Here is a 22,054-nt window from a genome sequence, read left to right as displayed (position 1 = left end):
AGGGGCTGCGCGGGGCCAGCCATGCTCGCTCCCCAGGGGTGAATCCGCCCGGGAGAGGGGGCCGCCGCGGGCCTTCGCCGCGCCCAGGAGCCCTCCGGCGCGCCGGACGGGCTCAGGAGAGCGAGTCCTTGATCGCCTTGATGGGGCGAGCGCGGACCGACTTGCTGGCCGGCTTGGCCGCGAACGTCATCGGCTGCTTGGTGAACGGGTTGATCCCCTCGCGCGCCTTGGTGGCCGGCTTCTTGACGACGCGGAACTTCGCGAACCCGGGCATCGTGAAGATGCCGTTCTTCTTGAGCTCCTTGTACGCGATGTCGGTCAGCGCCTCGAGGATCGCCTTCACCTGCTTGCGCGACACCTCGTTCTCGTTGGCCTCGACGACCGCGTTGATCAGCGCGCTCTTGCTGAGCGACGTGCTCTTCTTCCCGTCCGATTTCTTTCCCGCCATGTTCATTCCTCCTGAGGTTTGTGCCCTCTTGCGCGCCAAAGGAAACACAACGGCCGCCACAGATCCAGTGTCGAATCGTCGATCGGAGCGACAAAAGAAGGGGTTTCACGCCCCGGGTGGCGCGCCGCTCCGCCGGAGCGACGGCCCGGGGGCCCCTCCGCGAGCCGCCAAAACCCCTGTAAAACGGCCGAAATCGACCCTTCTTCAGGCCTCACGCGCCCGCGTCGAGGGCGGGCCCTACGCCGGGAGCTCGGGGTAGGAAATCACCCGATCCCCTTCCGTTGAAGGCGATCCCGGCCGCGCGGGGTCCTCCTCGGGTCGAGCCTCCTCGGCCGACGGCCCTCCATCGCGGCCGCCCCGCGCGCGAGGGCGCCGCGAAGGCCGCGCGGATCGAGGCCCGCGCGCGATGCGCCTCGCCTCGCCTCGACGCGCGCGCGGCGGGCGAGCGTCGTCGCACGCGCGCCGCGCTGAGGTGTCTAGCGGCGGCGGACCGCCGAGCCCGCGCCCCACTTCCGCTTGGCGGAGAGGCCCAGGATCGTCAGCGATTGAGGCGCCTGCGTGAACTCCATCACGTCGCCGAAGCCGACGCTCACCGCGTGGATCGGCCCGTCGAAGAAGAGCTTCGCGTCGTGCGTCTTGCTCCGCACGACGAGCGAGGAGCCCGGCGGGATCAGCGCGTGGCGGAAGCGGTACTCCTCGCCGTGCGGGGTGTAGGGCTCGCGCACCACGAGCTGGAGGCGCTTCGAGGTGAGGGGCAGGACGCGCCCGCCGGCGGAGCGCTGCGCGGCCGTGGAGCCGGCCGCGGGGCCGATCCAGAAGCCGCTCGACTTCTGCTCCTCCTCGGCGCGGCCGAAGCGGATGATGTAACGCGACGTGGCCGCGGGCGAGATGTGGCAGAAGAGCGCGTCGTTCAGGACGCGCGCGGAGGCGATCTTGTCGTTCACCGTGACCTGCATGCGCGTGAGCACGGTGCGGCGGAGCGAGCCGCGCAGCGCCTTCGCGATCGCGTCGGCCGCGTCGCCGCCCGTCGCGCCGCAGAAGAAGCCGACCGAGTGGCCGGGCGCGCTGTTGATGCCGAGGATGGGGACGTCGCCGACGTTGTGAGACGCGCTGAGGAGCGTCCCGTCGCCGCCGACCGTGATCACGAGATCGAGCTCGGCCGTGTCGAAGAAATCCGAGGTGCCGGCGGTGACGTCGACCTGCACGCCGAGATCGTCGAGCGCCGCCGTGACAGCGCGCACGGTCTGCTCGTGCGCCTCGTGCGACGCCTTGAGCCGCGCGATGGCGGCGTCGCCGGTCTCGATGAGCCGCGTGATGCGCGGGTCCTTCCGCTCCTCGCGGTAAATCCTCCAGGCAGAGCGCTTCACGACGAGCGCCACGCGGGGCGGCCGCCGCTGCGCGGGCGCGAGCGGTTGTTCCGGCATCAGAGCTCCGCGAGGCGCCGGAGCGCCACCTCCGTCTTCCCGTCCTCGATCACGCCGCGCCGGGTGAGCTCGATCGCCTCGTCGAGCGGGATGGCCGCGATCACGGCGAGCCGCTCGAGCGGGGATCCGTCCTCGGTCGGCGTCCCCTGGCGCGCGGGGTCGACCTCGACGTGGAAGTAGAAGTGCCGCTCGCCGACCATGCCCGGCGACGGGAACGTCGGGGGGCCGAGCGGCTCGAGCTCCGACGGGTTCATGTCGAAGCCGACCTCCTCGAGCAGCTCGCGCGCGGCGGAGCGCTTGAGGCCCTCGGGGCTCCGCTCGTCGAGCTCGACGAGCCCGGCGGGCAGCTCCCACAGCGCGCCGAGCGTCGGCGCCTCCGGGAAGGGGCACACCTCGGGCGCGCGCGTCGCGGCCGGCGGCCGGAGCGCCGAGCGGAGGAAGACGTGGCGGCGGCCGTCCGCGCCGCGGTAGTGCGGCGCGATCACCACGGCGTCGAGGCGCGAGCGATCGACGCTGTCGTAGGTGAACGGGTCGCTCAGCGTGCCGTCGGGGAACTCGACGCGGAACACCTGGCGCCGCACGTTGAGGAAACCAGGACTGTCCAGCGAGGGGATCGTCTGGACCAGCTTGAGCGCGAGCTTCGGGAAGGGAGGTAGCGGCATGCGTCGAGGCGCGAAGCATAGCGCCAAACGGGCGCGCACGGAGGCGCCCGGAGCGCTTCAGCCGAGCAGGCCGCGGACCCGGGCGACCGCCTCGAGCTCCGGGCGGCGCCGCTCGAGCTCCGGGGCGTCCTTGACCGGGAGGGAGCGGGAGGGCGCGGGCGCGCTCCGCGACGTCAGCGGAGCACGAGGACCCAGACGTCGTAGAGCGCGTGGGTCCAGACCGCCGGCGCGAAGCCGCGGAAGACGTAGATCCCCGTGAGCACGAGCCCGCACACCATCCGGAACACGAAGGAGGGGAGGTTCCAGGGGTCGCCCAGCGACCCGACGTAGTGCCAGCCCGAGAAGACGGCGGCGGACACGATCGCCCACCCGACGAGCAGCACCACCCCCTGGGCTCCCCGGCCGAAGACGAGCTTGATCGCGAGCGCGCCGAGGCCGTAGAGGCCGGCGCGGAAGGCGATCTCCTCGTAGAAGCCCGCGCCGAGCGACATCACGACGCCGGTGAAGATGTCGTTGGACGCCACGGGCGGGCCGAGCCGGAGGGAGCCGACCACATAGGAGCCGGCGAAGCGCATCAGGATGGCGTAGAGCGCGCCCTCGGTGGCGAGGAGCGCGAAGCGCCGCGTCTGGAGGGCGTGGCCCCGGCCGAGGACGGAGAGGACGATCACGAACACGGCGCCGACGGCGACCGTGAGGCCCGCGTACATCGGGAGGCTGTGCTTGGCGAGCGCCCGGAGCTCGGCGGTGACCGGATCCGCCGCGTTGCGGATGGGGAGGAAGGCGACGCCGAGGTGGTAGAGGACGAAGATCGGCATCGTCAGCGCCAGATCCGTCAGCGCGTCGCTCTTCGAGGTGGGCTTGTCGCCGCCAGGCGCTGCCCCCGGCCGGGCGAGCTCCGGGCCGGCGCCGGGCATCAGGACGGCCTCAGCCGATACACGATCACCAGCACCTCGGCGGACCACATGACGAGGTTCAGCACGAAGGGGGTGTCCCGGAGGATCTCCTGGGTGGGGCTCTCGGCCTTGGCGCTGCCCGCCACGAGCTGGAGGAACCGGATCACCCCGAAGAGGGGGTGGATCGTGGTGAGCCAGAGGTAGGGGTTCTGGAAGAAGCGCTGCGTGTCGTGATCGAGCGTGTACGCCAGGTACGTGGCGATGGTGGCGACGCCGGTGACGGCGAGCGCCGCCGTGAGGGCGCCCGGCGTGTAGGCGTCCAGCGCCGCGCGCTGCTTCGAGGCGTTCACCGAGGCGAGCTCGTGGCGCCGCTTGCCGAAGCCGAGGAAGAGCGCGAGCAGGGCGGTGCAGGCGATCATGAAGCCGGAGAGCGGCGTCCGCGTGGCGAAGCCGCCGGCGAGCACGCGCAGCACGAAGAAGACAGCGATGCAGCCGACGTCGAGGTACGCGATCTTCTTGAGCCGGAAGGAGTAGGCGACGTTGAGGACGTAGTAGCTGGCGGCGACGACGGCGAAGAGGGGCGGGCCGAGCAGGCTGGCGCCGAGCGCGATGACCGCCAGGCCGACCGCCATCGCCTTGGCGACCGGGATCGGCACGCGACCGGACGCGATCGGCCGGTAGCGCTTGACCGGGTGGACCCTGTCGGCCTCCGCGTCGACGATGTCGTTCAGGACGTAGACGGCGCCGGCGAGCAGGCAGAAGATCGCGAACGCCCCGACCGCGCTCATGATGATCGAGGGGTGGGTCAGGTGCTTGGCGAACACCACCGGGGCGAGGACGAAGAGGTTCTTCACCCACTGGTGGGGGCGCATCGCGCGGATCATCCCGCGCACGCGCCAGAGCAGCGTCCCCTTCGGGGAGTCGGGCAGGAGGGGCGGCTGCGCGATCAGGCTGCCCGAGGGGGGCCCGCTCTCCGGCGGTCGGGAGCTCGGCACGCCGACGCTCCGCGGAGGCGACGATGTAGGTTTGCCGGCAGGGGCGGAGCTCAGCGAGGCGAGCGGGCCGGCCTGCTCGGCAGGCGCGGGCACGTCCTGCGCGGCTGCATCCGGGCGAGCATCGGCGCCGGGCGCCTCCTCGGAAGAGGGAAAGCCTGCGGCGCTGTGGCGAAAGAGGGGACCCGAGGCGGTCACGGCGGGCGGAGCATACCCGGGAGCACCGTCCCCGGCCATTCCGCGGCAGGCAAAAGCGCCGGGCGCGGGGGCGCCCGAGAGCGGACGGCGGGACGGCGCGACAACGGACGACGAGCCCGCAGAGAAGGTGACGCAGCGTACGCCGCGCCGGAGGGCGCCATGAAGTCCGGGGTCGAGGTCGCGAATCCGCGTTCGCACTGGCCGGCCCGGCTCGTGGAACGCAAAATGCGCATCCCCGCAGGTTGGCCGTAACCTCGTGCTACCATCGCCCGTGATGACATCAGCGCTCTCGGTCGCGCGTGAAGCTTCGCCCCTGCTTTTGAAGCTTCGCTCTGCCGTGGAGCAGGCCCTCGAAGGCAAGCCGGAGGCGGTCGAGCTGGCGCTCATCGCGCTGCTCGCCCGGGGGCACGTCCTCATCGAGGACGTGCCGGGCGTCGGCAAGACGACGCTGGCCCGGGCGCTGGCGAAGGCCGTGGGGGGCGAGCTCCGTCGCGTTCAGTTCACCAGCGATCTGCTGCCGAGCGACGTCCTCGGGGTGAGCGTGTTCGACCAGCGGATCGGGCAGTTCGTCTTCCGCCAGGGGCCGATCTTCGCGAACGTCCTGCTCGCCGACGAGATCAACCGGGCGAGCCCGCGGACGCAGTCGGCGCTGCTCGAGGCGATGAACGAGGGGCAGGTGTCCATCGAGGGGACGGCGACGCCGCTGCCGGAGCCGTTCTTCGTGCTCGCGACCCAGAACCCCCAGGATTTCGCCGGCACATTTCCGCTGCCGGAGTCGCAGCTCGACCGGTTCATGGTCCGGATCCGGATCGGGTACCCGCCGCCGCAGGTGGAAATGCGCCTGCTCCTCCAGGGCGGGGAGCCGGATCGCGCGCGGAACGTGCCGCAGATCATCGATCCCGCCCAGCTCGTCGCGCTCCAGCGCGAGGTCGACCGCGTCGAGCTCGATTCGTCGCTCGCGACGTACCTGCAGGCGGTGCTCGCTGCCACGCGATCGAGCCCGACCCTCTCGCTGGGCGCGTCGCCGCGCGCCGGCATGAACCTGGCGCGCGCGGCCCGGGGGCGCGCGGTGCTCCATGGGCGCTCGTACTGTATCGCGGACGACATCCACGACCTCGCTGTCGCCGTGCTGGCGCACCGCGTCCGGCTCTCGGCCCACGCGGAGGGCTACATGCCGACCCGCGACGAGTGCGAGGCGGCCGTGCGCGACCTCGTGGCGCGGGTGCCGGTCCCGCTCTGAGCGGCAGGCGATGAGCGCAGAGGACAGGGAGCGGGGATCTCTCAGCGGCAGCTCCCGCGGGGCCGAGCGCGCTGACGTCGCGTCGCGCAGCGCCGTCCGGCCGAGCCCGCCGCGGCGCGAGCGACCCCCGATCGAGCAGCGCCCGCTCCTGCCCGCGCGCGGCGACAAGACGCCGTCGTGGGCGAGGTTCCTCCTCGCCCTGAGGCCGCCCCGGAAGCTCAAGTTCACCCGGGAGGGGAAGTACTACCTCGGCATCACGCTGGGCGTCGGCTTCGCGGCGATCAACACGGGCAACAACCTCCTCTACCTGCTGCTCGGGATGCTGCTGTCGCTGATCGTCGTCTCCGGCGTGATGAGCGACATGTCGCTGCGGCACCTCACCGTGACCCGGCGGCTCCCGGCCCGCGCCCAGGTGGGCCGGGCGCACCTCGTCGAGATCGAGGTCTACAACCACAAGAAGCGCGTGCCGTCGTACGCGATCGAGGTCGAGGACCTGCGCGCGGGCCAGCCGGCCGACAAGCGCTGCTTCTTCCTGAAGATCAGCCCGTCGAGCGCGCAGGTGGCCGCCTACCGGCGGACGCCGGCGAAGCGCGGCCGCGACCGGCACACCGGGTTCCGCATCGCGACCCGCTTCCCCTTCGGGCTGTTCGAGAAGTCGCGCGAGGTCGAGGCCGAGGGCGATCTCATCATCTACCCCGCGGTCGACCCGGTCCGGCTCCCCGTCGAGGACGCCGGGCGGCGCGAGGGCGGCGCGAGCCTCAGCGGGCGCGGGGGCGGCGACGAGACCTTCGGGCTGCGGCCCATGCGCGAGGGGGACGATCCGCGCGACATCTACTGGAGGAAGAGCACGATGCGCGACCAGATGGTGCTGCGCGAGCGGACCCGCGAGACGCGGCCCGACGTGCAGATCGTCGTCGACGCGGTGCGCCCCGCCGGCGAAGGCGACGGGTTCGCGCAGCACTTCGAGCGCAGGATCCGCGAGGCGGCCTCGCGCGCCGTCGCCCACATCAAGCGCGGCGACGCGGTGGTCGTCGCGACGACGCTGGGCGAGCGGGTGCGCGGCGACCGCAACATCGGCTCCGACGCGATCCTCAGGTTCCTCGCGCTGCTCGAGGCGGTGGACGAGGCCCGCACGGCGGAGGTGAAGGCCGAGCGCGCCGCCCGCGCGTCCGTGCGCCAGGCGTCGAGCCCGGGCCCGACCAGCGGCGAGCGCCGCACCAGCGCGCCGAGGACCGCATCATGAGGTTCGGGGTGGTGCATCGGATCATGACCGACGCGCTCGCGGCGCTCGGCGTGATCGCGCTCGTCGCGAGCGGGCAGTTCAACCGGTACGTGAGCTGGGCCATCCTCATCGGCCTCGCGCTCGCGCTCGCTGTCGGCGTGCGCGAGTCGTGGCAGCGGCACCCGGCGCTGCGCTACCTCGACACGGGCGTCCTCCTGGCCGTCATCGCCGTCCAGGTGGTGCGCATCGTCTTCACCGACGCGAGCGTGCTCGACGTGCTCGTCGAGTTCGCCGCCGCGCTGCAGATCATCCGGCTCGCGACGCGCAAGGGCGCGGCGCACGACCAGCAAGTCATCGTGCTCGCGCTGCTGCACCTCATCGCCGGGACGGTGCTCGGCGGCGGGCTCGGCTACGGCCTGTGCTTCCTCGGCGTGCTCGTCGTCGCGCCGGGCGCGCTCGTGCTCAGCCACCTGCGGCGCGAGGTCGAGGGCAACTACCGGCAGGGGGCGCGCGACCGGACGGGGCTGCCTGTCGACGTGCCGCGCATCCTGCGCTCGCGGCGCGTCGTCGGGCGCTCGTTCCTGGCCGTCACCTGCCTGCTGTCGATCCCGATCTTCGTCTTCACCGCGGCCCTGTTCGTCATCTTCCCGCGCGTCGGCCTCTCGCTGCTGCTGCTGAACCGCGGCCACACGGGGCGGATGATCGGCTTCTCGGGCAAGGTCGACCTCGGCGCCGTCGGCGTGCTGCGCAGCGACCCGAAGCTGGCGATGCGGGTCGAGATCCCCGATCTGCCCGAGCCGCCGCCCCCGCGCCTCACCATGCACCTGCGCGGGACGGCGCTCGACGCGTACGACGGCCGCACCTGGAGCCAGAGCGAGAGCTTCAAGCGCCCGACGGAGAGCGACGCGGGGCTCGTGCCGATCGAGCGGTACCCGGACCCGGCGGTCGACCCGGTGATGCGGATCGACCTGGAGCCGATCGATCCGCCGGTGATCTTCCTCCCGCCGAACGCGACGGGGCTGCGGTTCAAGCACCGCGGGCAGCTCGGGATGGACGCGAACACGCTGGCCCACCGCGGGCCGGAGGGGGAGTTCAGGTACCAGCCGCTGGACGACCGCGGGCTGGTCTACGACGTCTTCCTGTCGCGGAAGCGGTCGCCGACGTTCCAGCGGCTCTCGGCGGCCGATCGGCGGCGCTACCTGGACCTGCCGAGGGAGCTGCCGTCGCGCGTCGTCGATCTCGCGCGGGTGTGGACGATCGGCGTGGATCGCCCGGCCGACAAGGCGCGGGCCATCCAGGAGCGCCTGCGCACGGAGTACCGGTACGACCTCGCGTCGCCCTCGGGGGCGGACCCGCACCCGCTCGATCACTTCCTGTTCGAGTCGAAGCGCGGGCACTGCGAGTTCTACTCGACGGCGATGGCGATCCTGCTGCGCGCGGTGGACATCCCGACGCGCAACGTCACCGGCTTCGTCGGCGGCACGTACAACCGCTTCGGCCGGTTCTATGCGGTGCGCCAGGGCGACGCCCACTCGTGGGTCGAGGTCTACCTCGACGGCGAGGGGTGGATGACGTTCGACCCGACGCCGCCGGCCGACGCGGCGCCGAAGAGCGAGCTCGTCGGCGTCTGGGCGTACCTCCGCGACTTCATCGAGGCGACGAGCCAGCGCTGGGACAGGCACATCGTCGGCTACGACCTGAACCAGCAGGTGAGCCTGCTCCAGACGCTCACGTCGCGCTACCGGCGGTCCGGACCGAGCGGCGACCTCGCGCTGTCGCGCCCGCGGCTCCTCGCGGTGGCCGCCGTCGCGCTCGCGCTGGGCGGCGGCCTGCTCTACTGGCGCTTCCGCCGCACGCGCCGCGGGCGCGAGGAGGGCCGCGCGGACAGCGGGCGGACGCCGAGCGCGATCCTGGCGACGGCGCTGTACGAGAGCCTGGAGTCCGCCATGCTCGCGCAGGGCGTGCCGCGCCCGCCCAGCACGCCGCCGCTGCGCCACGCCGAGGCGCTGGAGCTCGCGGCGCACCCGCTGGCGCGCGAGATCCTGACGCTCACGCAGGTCTACCTGCGCGCCCGCTTCGGCGGGGCGAAGCTCACCGAGGACGACAGCCGCGACTTCGAGCGGCGGGTCAAGGCGCTGCGCTCGGCCGACCTCCGGGCGCTCGCGGCGGGCGAGATCGGGCTCCACGCCTCGCCGTGACCGCGATCGGGCCGGCGGAGGGCGCGGATCTCAGCGGCGCCGGACGGGTCGCCGCGCGATGAACGCCTGACGGATGCCGGCGACGGCGCGGCGGCTCGGGCCGCCGGAGACGAACGGATCCTGGGCGGCGAGCTCGCCCAGGCGGTCCACGAACGACTGCGCCACGACGCGCTCGCCGAGGAGGCTGACGATGTTCGACTGGCCCCGCATCGTCGACGCGAGGACCGCCGCCGTCGACGTGTCCGGCACCGCGGCGACCGACAGCGACTCCAGCACGCGCCGGATCGGCGTGATCGACTGCGCCGTCGCCAGCTTGCGGTCCGAGGCGCCGAGCGGCTGCGGCGCGTACTCGAGCCAGATCCCGGCGACGTTCAGGTGGCCGAGGAGCCGCTTCGACCAGCGCGGGTCGAGCTCCACGTAGAGGGGCCGGACGTCGGCCAGCGTGGAGAGCGCGAACTCGCTGGGCTCGCCCGCGAGCGCGAAATCGCGCAGGAGCGGCATGAGCTTGCGCTCCTCGGCGAGCAGGGTCGCCGCGACCTGGCCGCGGTCGAGCAGCGGGATCGGGATCACGAGGACGTCAGGCCGCTCGCCGCGCGTGATCCGCGCCGCCCAGACCCGCCACGCGATCGCCGGGGACCGCACGAGGATCGCGGATTTCGGGTCGAGGCTGCCGTAGGCCTGGTCCGTCCAGACCTCGGCGGCTGTCTGCTCGCTCCGGTCGGCAGCGAAGCCGGCCTCCTCGCTCGTCAGCGCGACGAGCGTGAGCTGGAAGACGACGAGCAGCACCGCGCCGCTCCGCGAGAACGGCACGCGCGTGTCGAGCAACGCCCGCACCGCGGCGTGCGCGCCGAGCGCCGACCCGACGGCGATCGCCGCGACCGCGAGCGAGCGCAGGGGGGTGAGCGGATCCGCGGAGAGCACGCCGGCGGCCCGCGCGGGCAGGAGGGTGTCGAGCGCGAGCAGCGCGAGGAAGGGCGCGACGAGCCACCGCGCCCGCGGCCGCAGGAGCGCGAGCCCGAGCCCGGCGGCGGCGATGAGCAGCGAGACGACGCCGATCTCGCGGCTCCACGCGGCGAGCGCGGTGGTGCGCGCGCTCGCGACGTCGAGCGCGGCGAGGCTGCCGGCCGTGAGCGCGCGGCCGATGTCGGCCCACGCGCGCGGCGCGAGCGGCCGCAGCACGAGCGGCGCGAGCAGGAGCGCGGCCGTGAGCGCGCCCGCGCCGGCGGCGGCGGCCAGCATGCGCCGGGGCGGTCCGGCGGTCGGGACGCCGGCGGAGCGCTCGCCGAGGCCGCGGCGGGCGAGGAACATCGCGCACGACGCCGCCAGCGCGGCGAGGCCGGCGGGGGGGCTCTCGGCGAACGTGGCCCCGAGGAGCGCGCCGAGCCCGATCCACGCGCGCCCGGCGTGCCGCGCCTGCTCGGCGCAGGTCGACGCGATCGCGAGGGTGACGAGCGCGCAGCAGGTAGCGAGCATGGCGCCGCCGCCGACAGTCGCCTCCCGCTGCCAGGTCGGCGACAGCGCCGCCGTGAGGACGGCGATCGCCGCGAGCACCGAGGCGAGCCGCGGGCTGCCGGCGCCCGGCGCGGCCGTCGTGGAGCCCGGCGCGCCCGGCGCGGAGCCCGCCGTCGCGGCGAGCGGCTCTGCCGCGTCGCCGCGGAGCCGCCGCCAGAGCGCGAGCCCGGGCAGGGGCGCCGGGCGCGCCGCCTCCAGGAGGAGCCGGCGGACCATCTCGTAGAGCAGGCGCGACGCGAGCGCGAGCGCGAGCGCCGACCCGAGGGCGGTGCGGAAGGTGCGCGGGCCGAGCGGGAGCAGGCTCAGCGCCTGCGAGAGCGCCGTCGAGAGGCCGCCGCCCACCCCGACCGCGACGAGGCCGAGGTCCCGGACGGCGGTGAGATCCTCGCGCCACTGCCCCGACGAGGCGGCGCGGGCCAGCGAGAGCCCGAAGGGCAGCGCGGCCGACAGGAAGGCGAGCGACCGATCGAGCCAGCAGCGTTTCTCTCCGGAGCTCACCGGGCGGCCATGCCAGATCGGCCGCGAAAGGGCCAAGTTCCGGCGCGTCGACCCGAGCGAGCCGCGGAGCGCGGAGCGGCGCGGAGCGCGGAGCGGCCGCGCGCAGGCCGGCGCGCGCGCGACCACGCGCAACCATGCGCAATCGTGCGTGATCGTGCGCATACGGAGAGGCGGGCAACGGCGACCTGGGTTAGAGTCGCCCCTCTCACGGAAACTCGGAGGTCGGCTCGTGTCCCGTTTCATCGATGAGCTCAAGAGGACGCACCGCTGCGGCGATCTGCGCACGGCGGACATCGGCAAGGAGGTCATCCTCTTCGGCTGGGTGGCGCATCGCCGCGATTTCGGCGGCTGCGTGTTCATCGACCTGCGCGATCGCGAAGGGATCACGCAGGTCGTCTTCGACGCCGGCTACGACGCGGGGTCGGTGAAGCGCGCGCCGGCCCTCGAGCGGTCGGGCGAGCCCTACTCGACGCCCGATCAGCTCGCCGCGTCGCTGAAGCTGGCCGAGACGGTGCGCCGCGAGTGGGTCATCGGCATCCGCGGCGTCGTCGTGCACCGGGGCGAGCAGAACGTGAACCCGAAGCTCGCGACCGGCGAGGTCGAGGTGCGCGTGGCCGAGGCCGTGGCGTTCAACCGCGCCGACAACCCTCCGTTCTCCATCGAGGACGACATCCGCACCGACGAGGAGATCCGCCTCCAGCACCGGTACCTCGACCTGCGCCGGGCGCCGCTCCAGCGGGCGCTGCGCATGCGCCACGAGGTCAACCGGGCGACGCGCAACTACCTGTCGGACCAGGGGTGCCTCGAGCTCGAGACGCCGTTCCTCGTGAAGTACACGCCGGGCGGCGCGCGCAACTTCCTCGTCCCGTCGCGGATCTCGGCCGGCAAGTTCTACGCGCTCGCCGAGAGCCCGCAGCTCTACAAGCAGCTCTTCATGGTCGCGGGCTTCGACCGCTACTTCCAGATCGTGAAGTGCTTCCGGGACGAGGATCTGCGCATCGACAGGCAGCCGGAGTTCACCCAGATCGACGTCGAGCTGTCGTTCGTGAATCAGGACGACGTCTTCCGGCTGATCGAGGGGCTCGTGTTCGCGGTGTTCAAGGCCGCCGTCGGCAAGGACCTCACGGAGCTCTACCCGACGGGCCGCTTCCCGCAGATGCCGTTCGCCGAGTCGATGGCCCGCTTCGGCAACGACAAGCCCGACCTCCGCTTCGGGATCGAGCACACCGACCTCACGGAGCTCATCATCGAGCACAACGGCGGCGGGGTGCCGTTCTGGGTGGAGCTCGCCGAGAAGTACCGGTCGGGCAAGCTGCGCCGCGACCTGCCGGCGGAGATCGTGAAGGGGCTCGTGATCCCGGCGAGCGCCAACCTGTCCCGCCAGCAGACCGAGGAGCTCGAGCGCGGGCTCCGCGACGTGAAGGGCTTCCGGGGGCTCGCGCGCGCCAAGCTCGCCGAGGACGGCTCGTGGACGCAGTCGCCCCTCACCAAGTCGATCACGCCCGAGCTCCGGCAGAAGCTGAACGAGGCGCTCGGCGCCAAGCCGGGCGACATCCTCTGCTTCCAGTTCGGCAAGGCCGCCGTCGTGCACACGGTGATGGCGAAGCTCCGCGTCGACGTCGCCAAGAAGATCGGGCTCATCCCGGAGTACGGGCATGGCGACCAGTGGCGGTTCCTCTGGGTGACGAACCCACCCCTGTTCGAGCACGACGAGGACACGGGGCGCTGGGCGGCCGCGCACCACGCGTTCACGAGGCCGATCGACGAGCACGTGCCGCTCCTCGAGAGCGATCCGGGGCGCGTCGAGTGTTACCGCTACGACCTCGTGCTGAACGGGTTCGAGGTCGGCGGCGGCTCGATCCGGCTGCACGACCCCGACGTGCAGGCGCGCGTCTTCAAGACGCTGGGCATCGACGAGGGCGACGCGCGCGACAAGTTCGGCTTCCTCCTCGACGCGCTCCGGAGCGGCGCGCCGCCGCACGGCGGCATCGCGCTCGGCATGGATCGGCTCTCGATGCTGCTCAGCGGCGCGCCGACGCTGAGGGACGTCATCCCGTTCCCGAAGACCAACCAGGGCACGGACCAGATGACCGGCGCGCCCGTGCTCGTCGACGCCTCGCAGCTCGCCGAGGTGCACGTGAAGGCGGTCACCGCGGACGCGCGACCGGGCGCGACCGGCGCCGGCAGCGCCGGCGCTTGATGCCGGCGCCGGCGCCGGCCCGCGGAGCGCGAGCGCGAGCGCGCGCGGGCCGCGCCCCTCGGCCTTTATGTTTGCAGGCCGCGCACTTCTGATAGGGTAGGACCTGCAATCATCGCCATGGCCTCCCCGGCGCGCGTCCTCGTTGTCGATGACAGCCCGACCATCTTGAAGGTCGTCAGCGCGATCCTGGCGCGCAACGGGTTCGAGCCGACCGTGGCGCGCGACGGGCTCGCCGGGATCGAGCTGATCAAGAAGGGGCCGAAGTACGACGTCGTCCTCCTCGACTTTGTGATGCCGAGGATGAACGGCTACGCCTTCTGCCGGGAGCTCCGGTCGAACCCGTCGCACCGCAACGTCCCCGTGGTCTTGATGAGCGCCAAGGGCGACAAGATCCGGGGCCAGTTCGTCCAGCAGACAGGCGCCGTCGACGCGATCACGAAGCCGTTCGACGCGCGCGCGCTGGTCGCTGTGATCGAGGGCGCGCTCTCGAAGGCGGCGGAGGGGCGCGCGCGGCCCGTGCCCGAGGGCGCGAAGATGCCGGACGAGGACACGATCGCCGAGAGCGTCCGGCCGAGTCTCCTCGCCCGGAACATGCGCCAGCGCGCCGGGGTCGACCTCGCCCAGCAGCTCGCGACGGTGATGACCCCCGCGATCATGGGCCTCTCGCCCGAGGCGCGGACGAACGAGGCGGCCGTGATGCAGGCGGTCGTCCGCGTGATGACGAGCGAGGTGGTCTCGAAGCTGACCCTGTCGCTCCGCGACATCGACGCGCCGCCGGAGGCGAAGGAGGTGATGAGCGGCGACGTCTCCGCGATCCCGCTCGCCGAGATCCTCCAGCTCCTGCAGATGCAGCGGCAGACGGGCGTGCTCCGGGTGACGACGAACCGGTCGTCGGTCACGATCTCGATCCGGCAGGGGCTCATCGATCTCGTGCAGGCGCGCAACTCGTCGGACGAGTTCAAGCTCGGGCGCTACTTCATCGAGCGCGGCGTGGTGACGCGCGAGCGGCTCGAGGCGCTGCTCCGCGAGAAGATGCCGAACACCCTGCTCGGCCAGGTGCTCGTCGAGGCGGGCGTCGCGACGAACGACGACCTCATCGCCGTGCTGGAGCGCCAGTCGAGCGAGCTGATCTACGAGGTGCTGCGCTGGCCTTACGGGCGCTTCTCGTTCACGCGCGAGCCGTTCCGCCCCGAGGTGGAGCAGGCGCGCCTCGGCCTCGCCGTGTCCGCGCTGGTGCTCGAGGGGTTCCGGCGCGTCGACGAGTGGCGGCTCATGGAGGGGACGATCAACTTCGACCAGGTGGTTGTCGTCGACCAGGTCGCGCTCGACGGCGTGGGCTGGGGCAAGCTGACGCGCATCGAGGAGCTCGTGCTCGGGGCGGTCAACGGCTCGCGCACAGTGAACGAGGTGATCAAGGAGAGCGCGGTCGGCTCGTTCGACGCGATCAAGACGATCTACCAGTTCCTGCAGTCGCGCGTGCTGAGGACCAGGGCGGCCTGAGCGCCGCCGCAGCGGGTCGCGCCGCGGCGGCAGGAGCGGCGCGCGGTGGCAGGAACAGCGCGCCGCGCCAGGTCGCTGCGATGCGCGCGGGGTCCGCGCCGCTTGCAGGCGCGTACGCGATTGTCTGTGCGCCGCGTTCAGGCCGCCGCGCAGTGCGGCGTCGCGCTGAGCGCGGTCTTTGCGGAGAGGGCGGGATTCGAACCCGCGGATCAGTTTCCCGATCGCACGCTTAGCAAGCGTGTGCCTTCAGCCACTCGGCCACCTCTCCTGGTCTCCAGGAGGGTCCGCCCGACCCATGCCCAGGGCTGGGCCAGCGCGGACCTCGAAGCTTGACGATAGAAAGAGCGTCGACTCGACGACGCGCGCCGCGGCCGTCGAGGGAGCGGCAACATACCAAAGAGCCTGTCGCCTTGCACAAAAGAATCGTCCGGGGATGCGCCGGCGGCGACGGAATCGTCCGGAGGCGGATACGGCGACCCCAGAGGCAGCCAGGCAACCTCGACCGTGCGCCCTCCGGGGCGGCCGCGGCGGCGCAGGGGCCGCCCTGGCGGCCGCGCCGTCCCCCGATGGGTCATCGCGGGACGGCGTAGTTCACGACGAGCAGCACGGCGCTGAGCGCCGCGCAGACACCCCACGCGCGGGCCGCGCTGCGGGAGAGGAACGCGACGCACATCGCCGCCCCCCACAGCGGAACCACGAGCGCGAAGCCGAGGGTGCCCCGCGCGCCCTCGGAGAGCGGGGCGAACCGCGCCAGGCACACGCCCGCCAGGACGGCGACCGGCAGCGTGCCGACCAGCGCCGCGAGGACGCGCAGCGGGCCCTCGAGGCGGGCGAGCCGGGGGCTAGCCATGGCGCGCCCCGAGCAGCGAGAGCGCGGCGATCGCCGGCGGGCACAGGACGGCGAGGCTCCAGACGGCGCGCGGCCAGATCGGCGCGAGCAGGACGAAGAGGGCGGCCGCGACCAGCAGCGCCGAGGACGCGACGAGGAACGCCGCGGGGCCGGCCTCGACGAGGCTCCACAGCGCGACCGACAGCGAGAAGAAGGCGACCGCCAGGACGCGGGCCGCGACGCGCCACGCGCGCCTGCCGCGCAGCCGCGACGCGACGCCGAACGGGATGCGCTCGGGCCGCGCCGCGTGCAGCAAGGTGAAGGCGAAATACGCCGCCAGCACCGATGCGATCTCAACCATGGGACGCCGTCTGGCGCCTGGCCATGAGCCCCGCCCCGCCGTGCACGAGCGGCGCCGGCGCCTCGCCCGCCAGCGGCGCCGGCGCCTCGTCCTGCGCCGCCCGCGGCGGGGCCGCGTGTCGAAGGGCCGCCCGGCGGAGCGCCCAGGCCGAGGCGCAGAGCGCCGCGGCGGTCACCAGGAGCGCGACGTCGACGGCCACCACCGCGGCGAGCTTCTGCCCCGCGCCGAAGAGCCCCGCGCCGGACCAGCGCGCCGCGAGCGCGGGGACCGGCAGCAGCAAGAGCCCCGCGAGCCCGAGCTGCTGCCACCAGAGGCGCCCGCCGTCACGCGCGGCGAGCGCCCACGCGATGCAGAGCCCGAGCACCACGATGAACGTGAGCTCCTCGGCCGCCCCGCGGGCGGTCCAGTCGAGCGGCAGCGCGCGGCTCGCCAGGAAGAGCGCCGCGATCGCGACGACCGTCCCCGCGCCGAAGCCCACGGTGAGCCGCGCGAGGAGGCGGTTGCCCAGGCTCTCTCGCCGCGCCTCCCGTCGAGCGAGCCAGATCAAGTTGCCGGTGAGGATCGTGGCGCACGTCGCCACCGAGAGCACGAAGAACAGGATCCGCAGCGTGATGCCGCCGAAATCGGCGTAGTGGAGGCCATAGATCCACCGGAACGCGCCGCTGCGCGCGCCCGCGGCGCCCGGCGCGTCGAGCGAGAGGACCGCGCCGTCGGTCGCGCGCAGGCGCACGACGCCGCGCGCGAACGGGACGCCCTCGATCGATCCGCGGATATCGACGGTCCCGCTGTCGAGGCCGTGGTGCCGGATGCGGAACCTCTCGGGCACGAGCCGGGGCTCCGCTGCGCGCGCGCGCGCCACGAGCTCGTCCAGCGTCAGACCGCGCGCGGGCGCCCCGCGCTCCGGCTCGTCCGCGAACGACGCCCCCCAGGCCGAGAGGTCCGCCCGCGCGGCGTCTCCACCGAACACGGGACCCGTGAACACCTGGACGAGCAACCCCAGGAACACGAAGAACGCGCCGGTGTAGGCGTACAGGACCTGAAACGGCAAGCCCATCACGCCGAGCACCTTGTGCATGTCCGACCACAGGACACGGCGCCTCTTGTCCGGCCGGAACTGATGAAGCTGCTGGACGATGTCCTTCAGGTGAATGAGCACGCCTGTCGCCAGCGCGAGCAGCAGCGCGACGCACAGGAGGCCGCCGACGTAGAACAGCCAATCGCCGGTCGCCCTGTGCCAGAGATAGTGCAGCTCGTAGAGGAAGTCGGACAGCCGCTCTCGCTCGGGCACGATCTCTTCATGGACCCACGACGAGACCGCCTCGCCCTGCGCGTGGTACTGGATCCGCGCGGCGCCCAGCCCGCCCTCGGGCAGATCGAGCCAGACCTGCTCAGGCGTCGCCCCCGCGGCGGCGAGCCCCTGATCGAGCGTTGCCTGGAGCCCCGTCTGCTCGATCGAGGAGCGCCGCTGGGTCAGGGGCTCCTCCCACACCGCGAGCTGCCTCCGGAAGAGCGTGATCCCCCCCGACAGGAACATCACGTAGAGCAGGAGCCCACCGATCACGCCGGCCCAGGCGTGCACGTTCCAGAAGGTCGTGAAGGCATGGCGGGAGAGCTTCTTGGCCATCGCGAGTCACCCTGTCCCCTCGCGCGGAGCGCTGCGCGCCGCGCGAGCTACCGCACCTTCGCCAGGCCGTGCAGGTAGCCCGGCGTCGTCAGGCCGAGCTTCGGGCCGCCCTCGGCCGTGAGCTCGATCAGCGCGCTCTCCGTGGAGCCGCTCTTCTCGTCGATCGTGAAGACCCGGCCGTCGACCTCGAAGAAGGAGACGTTCGCGGGCGAGGGGGCCAGCTCCGGGATCGCCGCGGCCTCGCCCGTCGCGGTGTCCCACCGCCACCAGTGCCACGCAGGCTGGCCCGTGACCTCAGACATCTTGGTCTCCTCGCCGATCGTGGCGAGGCTCTCGTCGAACACCCGGAGGAAGAGGCTGTCCCCGCCCGCAGGGATGGGATCGCCCGCGATCGCGCCGTCCGTCAGCTCGCCGAGGAGCAGGGCGTAGTCCGGATCGAAGGACTCCGCGTCCTTCAGGATGCGCAGCGCGCAGGGCTCGGTCTCCAGGCGCTCGAGGTGATACGCCGCCCCCGCGAGGCCCGAGCTCACGAAGTAGGCGTCGCCAGAGGCCGTCTCGACGGGCTGCGTGATCCCGCCGCACCGGTCGTCGACGTCGAACCCCGCGACGGTGTCCGTCTCGGTGTCGATCGCGACGAGCCCGGTCTCCGGGAGGATGGTGTCCGTCGTGGTCCAGTCGACCCACCCCACCGAGACGAGCAGCGTCTTGCCGCGCAGGACAGCCCCGTATCCGTACAGCGCCAGGTAGCCCTCGCGGTGCGTGTCCGGCAGCGGGATCGTCCCTTCGACCTCCATCGTCGTGGGGTTCCAGACGACGATCTGCTCGCCCGCGCGATCCGGGTGATAGACCTTCGTCGGAGAGATGACGTAATTCGTGGGCCAGAGGCTCTTCACGCCGAAGGGCAGGAAGCTGATCGAGTCTCCCTTGAAGAGCGCGCCGCCTTCGAGCGTGTAACGCGAGATCGTCGGCGCCTGGGCCTCACCGAGGCCGAACCAGCCCAGCCCCTCGAACGCGAACAGCCGCGCCGATCCGGGGATCTCGAGCGCCTGGGACGGGTCCACCTGCGTGCCTCGATCGAGCGACGGCAGCACGTGAAAGTAAGAGTTGGTCGCGGTGTCGTCCCAGACGCGCGTAGCGACGACGAACGCGTCGCCCCCCTCGTCACCACCGCCGCCGCTTCCGCTGCCGCTCTGGTTGGCGGGGCTCGGCGTCTCGTCGTCCGCGCAGCCGCCGCCGAGCGCGCCGGTCAGGAGCACGAACGCGAAGGCCGTCGCGCTCGCCCGGCTCGAGGATCGCTGCTTCCGCTGAACCACACTCATCTGTGTCTCCATTCTGTCGTGCTAGCGAGAGGGCTCACGATCGATATCGTCGTCATCACATCTCCAGCGTCGCCTTCGAGAACAACGTCCGCCCGGGCCGCTGGATACCGTAGAAATCAGAGGCCCGCTCGTCGGTGAGGTTGTGCGCCTCGATGGTGAAGCTCACCGTGCGCGGCTCGTCGCGCGTGACGTAGGTGATCGCGAGCGAGTGCAGGAGCTGCGAGGCCACCTTGGGCTTGGACTCGACCTTCCCCCAGTTCGCGAAGCCGAGGTAGAACTCGTGCACGTAGCGCGTGTCCCAGGTGAACGAGAGCGTGTCGCGCGGCGCGGCGACCTCCTTCAGCTGCACGCGCGCCGAGCCGTTGGCGAAGAGCCACGGCCGGTTCGGCATCCGCTCGCCCTCGGAGCGCGCGAAGTTCCCTTCGTCCGACGTCTTGCGAAAATCGTCGTAGGTGATGTTGCCGTCGAGGGCGAGGTGCTCTCCCGGCGACGTCCAGCCGGCGGCGGCCTCGACGCCGAGCGACCGTGCCCCCGAGACGTGGATGTACTGGATCGATTCCGTGCGGTTGTTCAGCACGATGAGCCGCTCGACAGCGCGGACAAAGCCGTTCGCGTCGAGCCGCCACGCGCCCGACGCGGTGTCGCGCGCGTCGATCGTGAAGCCGAGGTTTCCGTTGTGGCTCGTCTCGGGCTCGAGCTCGAGGTTGGCGACGATCATCGCCCCGTCGCCGAACACCTCGACGGGCCGCGGGAGCCGCGTCGCCCACTCGTACGACGCCTTGGCGTAGAGCCACTCGGAGAAGCGATAGCGAAGGCCGTCGCCGACGCCGAGGCGATGGGTGTCGCGCTCCCGCTGGTCGAAGCGCCCGTGGAGCCCCGGCAGGCGCCCCTTCATGCGGAGCATCTGCACGTAGTCCTTCACGAAGAAGCGGTTCTCCAGGCGATCGTCGAGCAGGTTGAGCTGGTGCTCGACGCCGTGCACCCAGGTGAACAGGCTGTGCCCGCCCCTGAGCTTCTCGCGGGCGGCAGCGTTGTGCGGGCTGCGCTCCTCTGCCGTGCGCGCGATGAACGTCGGAGACACGGAGAGCTGCAGCGCGTGCTCCGGGTGGGGCCGGTAGCGGAGGTTCAGGCGGCCGAGGCCGCTGTGCTCACGGAACACCCGATCCCGGGGGGGCGACTCGTCCTCACCTGGCTCGGGGCGCCTGGCGCGGCAGCGGCCGAGCCAGTCGTAGACGCACTCGCTGACGTCGAGGAAGGTGGCGCGCCCGTACGTGTACCCGAGGAGCGCTTCGAGGGCGACGCCTCGGCCGAGCCCCTGCTCGTACTGGAGCGTCGCGCCCGGCACCGTCTCGCCGTTCGTGACCTCTCCATAGGGCAGCTTCATGACGCCGAACTTGTGCTGATGCTCCTTGTCGTAGTCGGTGACGAAGGCGCGCAGGAGCAGCCGCCGCGCCCAGGGCCGATTCACGAAGCCGAGCTCGGCGCTCCCGCCCGCCGCCCGGTACGCGTCGTGGAAGCGGCGGACGCGGGTGAGCTCGGACTCCTCGCGCCCTGTCTTGAAGTCGACCAGATGGACGTCCACCGGATAGTCGTTCTTCGCGTGGTCGAAGAAGCCGCTCGCGCGGGCGAAGAAGCCGCTCGGCTCGTGCAGGTGCCGCGCCGAGAGCGTGAGCCGGTGGGTGTCGTAGGAGCCGACCTCGTACGACGCCGCGCCATGGGTGCCGCGGACGTCCCGATCCGTGACAAGGTTGACGGCCCCGCCGAGCGCGTCGGCGCCGAAGCGCACCGGGACCACGCCGCGGTAGATCTCGACGCGCTCGACCAGGTTCACCGGCACGTTCGTGACGCCGAACGGGTACCCCGCGAGATCGAGCGGCACGCCGTCGATGAAGAAGCGAATCTGTTCGTCGGTGAGGCCGTTCAGCGAGAACCGCGCCCACGACCCGAGCCCCGCGCTCTTTCGCACGCCGACGCCCTGGGTGCGGGCGAGCACCTCGCCCATGTCGGCCGTCCGCCGCTGCGCCTCCTCGGTCTCGATGACCGTGATCGCCTGCGCGGACTGCCGCAGGCGCTCGGCCTCGGCGCCGCGCACGGTCACCGCGATCGGCGCTGCGCCCGCCGCGGGGCCGGGCGCCTGGACGGGCTGCGGCGCGGGCGCTGACACGCGCGCGGGCTCTGCCACCTGCGCGGGCTCTGCCGCCGGCGCTGACTCGCGCGCGGCGGAGCCCCCGTCCTGCTCGCGATCGCGCGCCGTCGAGGCAGGCGCCGACGGCCCCTCGGGCAGCCGGAAATCGTAGCCGTAGAGGATGCGCGAGGCGACCGGCGTGCCGCCCCGGCGCGCCGGCGTGAAGCGGAACCGGAGCGCCGCCGCGCGCGCCGCCTCGTCGAAGCCGTGGCCCGCGGGGGTCGCGACATCGGCCTCGGTCACGCGCCCCGACGCGTCGATCAGGAGCTTCAGCACGACCCTGCCCTCCTGTCGTGCCGCTCGAGCCTCCGGCGGATACTCGGCCTCCACGCCCTCGACGAGCTGCGGCGGCTCGACGCGCGCCTCCCCCGCCCCGGACGGAGCGCGCTCGCCGCCCGGCGCGCTGCCGTCCTGAGCGTGCGCCGTCGCGGGCACGCCGGGCAGCAGGAGCGCCAGCGCGCCCGCAAGCAGGCCCCGGAGCGCGAGAGGACGTGGCGTCACTGCATCAACCCTCGGCCTGGAGCGCGCCTCGGCGCGTGAAGAGGCGGGAGAAGCGGGCGGGGATCCATGTCCGGAAGACTCCGGTACCCGACCTGAAAACCCAAATCAATTTCATCTTCACACCCCGGAACTGACGTTCAGGACAGTTTTTTCTTCTTGACGCCCCTCTGGCGTGATCCATACAACCGCTGCGGCGAACTTGATCATCATTTTCATTTTCAACAAGTAGATGTCAGCGGAAACGGCGG

Annotated in this window: 16 protein-coding genes and 1 tRNA gene; 5 read left to right on the top strand and 12 right to left on the bottom strand. The window is 72.4% G+C overall.

Features of this window, described 5'->3' with window-relative positions:
* Window positions 1-112: 112 nt before the first annotated feature.
* The 5 genes from WMF42_RS41340 to WMF42_RS41320 all read right to left on the bottom strand — a co-directional run bounded on the left by WMF42_RS41340 (window position 113) and on the right by WMF42_RS41320 (window position 4,422).
* On the bottom strand, window positions 113-448 hold the full coding sequence (locus WMF42_RS41340; protein ID WP_061611158.1) for an HU family DNA-binding protein: 336 nt from the start codon (window positions 446-448) through the stop codon (window positions 113-115).
* A 476-nt stretch (window positions 449-924) separates the two neighbouring features.
* Window positions 925-1,872: an NAD(+)/NADH kinase gene (locus tag WMF42_RS41335; protein WP_061611151.1), complete on the bottom strand. Its 948-nt coding sequence runs from the start codon at window positions 1,870-1,872 to the stop codon at window positions 925-927.
* Entirely contained in the window at window positions 1,872-2,534 is a 663-nt protein-coding gene (locus tag WMF42_RS41330) for an NUDIX hydrolase (protein WP_061611152.1), read from the bottom strand. The genes WMF42_RS41335 and WMF42_RS41330 overlap by 1 nt, the downstream gene beginning before the upstream one ends.
* Window positions 2,535-2,707: 173 nt before the next feature.
* Window positions 2,708-3,448, bottom strand: a complete 741-nt coding sequence (locus tag WMF42_RS41325; protein ID WP_437688586.1) for a CPBP family intramembrane glutamic endopeptidase — start codon at window positions 3,446-3,448, stop codon at window positions 2,708-2,710.
* Window positions 3,448-4,422 (bottom strand): decaprenyl-phosphate phosphoribosyltransferase, encoded by a 975-nt coding sequence (locus WMF42_RS41320; RefSeq protein WP_233562257.1) that lies wholly within the window; start codon window positions 4,420-4,422, stop codon window positions 3,448-3,450. Before WMF42_RS41320 ends, WMF42_RS41325 begins: the two co-directional genes overlap by 1 nt.
* Before the next feature lie 469 nt (window positions 4,423-4,891).
* Here WMF42_RS41320 and WMF42_RS41315 point away from each other — a divergent pair, with 469 nt between their 5' ends.
* Genes WMF42_RS41315 through WMF42_RS41305 form a run of 3 tightly spaced genes read left to right on the top strand, consistent with a single transcriptional unit; the run spans window position 4,892 to window position 9,277 of the window.
* Window positions 4,892-5,857 (top strand): AAA family ATPase, encoded by a 966-nt coding sequence (locus WMF42_RS41315; RefSeq protein WP_061611154.1) that lies wholly within the window; start codon window positions 4,892-4,894, stop codon window positions 5,855-5,857.
* A gap of 10 nt (window positions 5,858-5,867) precedes the next feature.
* Window positions 5,868-7,100, top strand: coding sequence for a DUF58 domain-containing protein (locus WMF42_RS41310; protein WP_061611155.1), 1,233 nt, complete (start codon window positions 5,868-5,870; stop codon window positions 7,098-7,100).
* Window positions 7,097-9,277, top strand: a complete 2,181-nt coding sequence (locus WMF42_RS41305; protein WP_437688583.1) for a transglutaminase TgpA family protein — start codon at window positions 7,097-7,099, stop codon at window positions 9,275-9,277. Before WMF42_RS41310 ends, WMF42_RS41305 begins: the two co-directional genes overlap by 4 nt.
* A gap of 30 nt (window positions 9,278-9,307) precedes the next feature.
* Here the strand turns inward: WMF42_RS41305 and WMF42_RS41300 are convergent, their stop codons facing one another.
* A complete protein-coding gene (locus tag WMF42_RS41300; protein ID WP_437688581.1) occupies window positions 9,308-11,287 on the bottom strand; it encodes a hypothetical protein in 1,980 nt (659 codons plus the stop codon).
* A 229-nt stretch (window positions 11,288-11,516) separates the two neighbouring features.
* Between WMF42_RS41300 and aspS the strand changes: the two genes are divergently transcribed.
* Together aspS and WMF42_RS41290 are read left to right on the top strand one after the other, a co-directional pair.
* The gene (gene aspS / locus WMF42_RS41295; RefSeq protein WP_437688579.1) at window positions 11,517-13,487 is read left to right on the top strand and encodes an aspartate--tRNA ligase; all 1,971 of its coding nucleotides are present in this window, start codon (window positions 11,517-11,519) and stop codon (window positions 13,485-13,487) included.
* A gap of 117 nt (window positions 13,488-13,604) precedes the next feature.
* Complete coding sequence (locus WMF42_RS41290) at window positions 13,605-14,987, top strand: DUF4388 domain-containing protein (protein ID WP_434044125.1); 1,383 nt, start codon at window positions 13,605-13,607, stop codon at window positions 14,985-14,987.
* A 181-nt stretch (window positions 14,988-15,168) separates the two neighbouring features.
* On the opposite strand, the gene WMF42_RS41285 is transcribed toward WMF42_RS41290, so the two are convergent.
* The 6 genes from WMF42_RS41285 to mxcH form a co-directional block, all read right to left on the bottom strand.
* Window positions 15,169-15,255, bottom strand: a tRNA-Ser gene (locus WMF42_RS41285).
* A gap of 303 nt (window positions 15,256-15,558) precedes the next feature.
* On the bottom strand, window positions 15,559-15,837 hold the full coding sequence (locus WMF42_RS41280) for a hypothetical protein (RefSeq protein WP_437688577.1): 279 nt from the start codon (window positions 15,835-15,837) through the stop codon (window positions 15,559-15,561).
* A complete protein-coding gene (locus WMF42_RS41275) occupies window positions 15,830-16,177 on the bottom strand; it encodes a hypothetical protein (RefSeq protein WP_061610546.1) in 348 nt (115 codons plus the stop codon). Before WMF42_RS41275 ends, WMF42_RS41280 begins: the two co-directional genes overlap by 8 nt.
* Window positions 16,170-17,801, bottom strand: coding sequence for a PepSY-associated TM helix domain-containing protein (locus WMF42_RS41270; RefSeq protein WP_437688575.1), 1,632 nt, complete (start codon window positions 17,799-17,801; stop codon window positions 16,170-16,172). Before WMF42_RS41270 ends, WMF42_RS41275 begins: the two co-directional genes overlap by 8 nt.
* Before the next feature lie 47 nt (window positions 17,802-17,848).
* Entirely contained in the window at window positions 17,849-19,120 is a 1,272-nt protein-coding gene (locus WMF42_RS41265) for a hypothetical protein (RefSeq protein WP_437688573.1), read from the bottom strand.
* Window positions 19,121-19,175: 55 nt separating this feature from the next.
* Window positions 19,176-21,806, bottom strand: a complete 2,631-nt coding sequence (gene mxcH, locus WMF42_RS41260; protein WP_437688572.1) for a TonB-dependent siderophore myxochelin receptor MxcH — start codon at window positions 21,804-21,806, stop codon at window positions 19,176-19,178.
* Window positions 21,807-22,054: the final 248 nt, after the last annotated feature.

The organism is Sorangium sp. So ce176 (assembly GCF_051519835.1).
Classification (GTDB): Bacteria; Myxococcota_A; Polyangia; order Polyangiales; family Polyangiaceae; genus Sorangium; species Sorangium cellulosum_G.
This window is presented reverse-complemented; position numbering and strand designations above follow the sequence as displayed.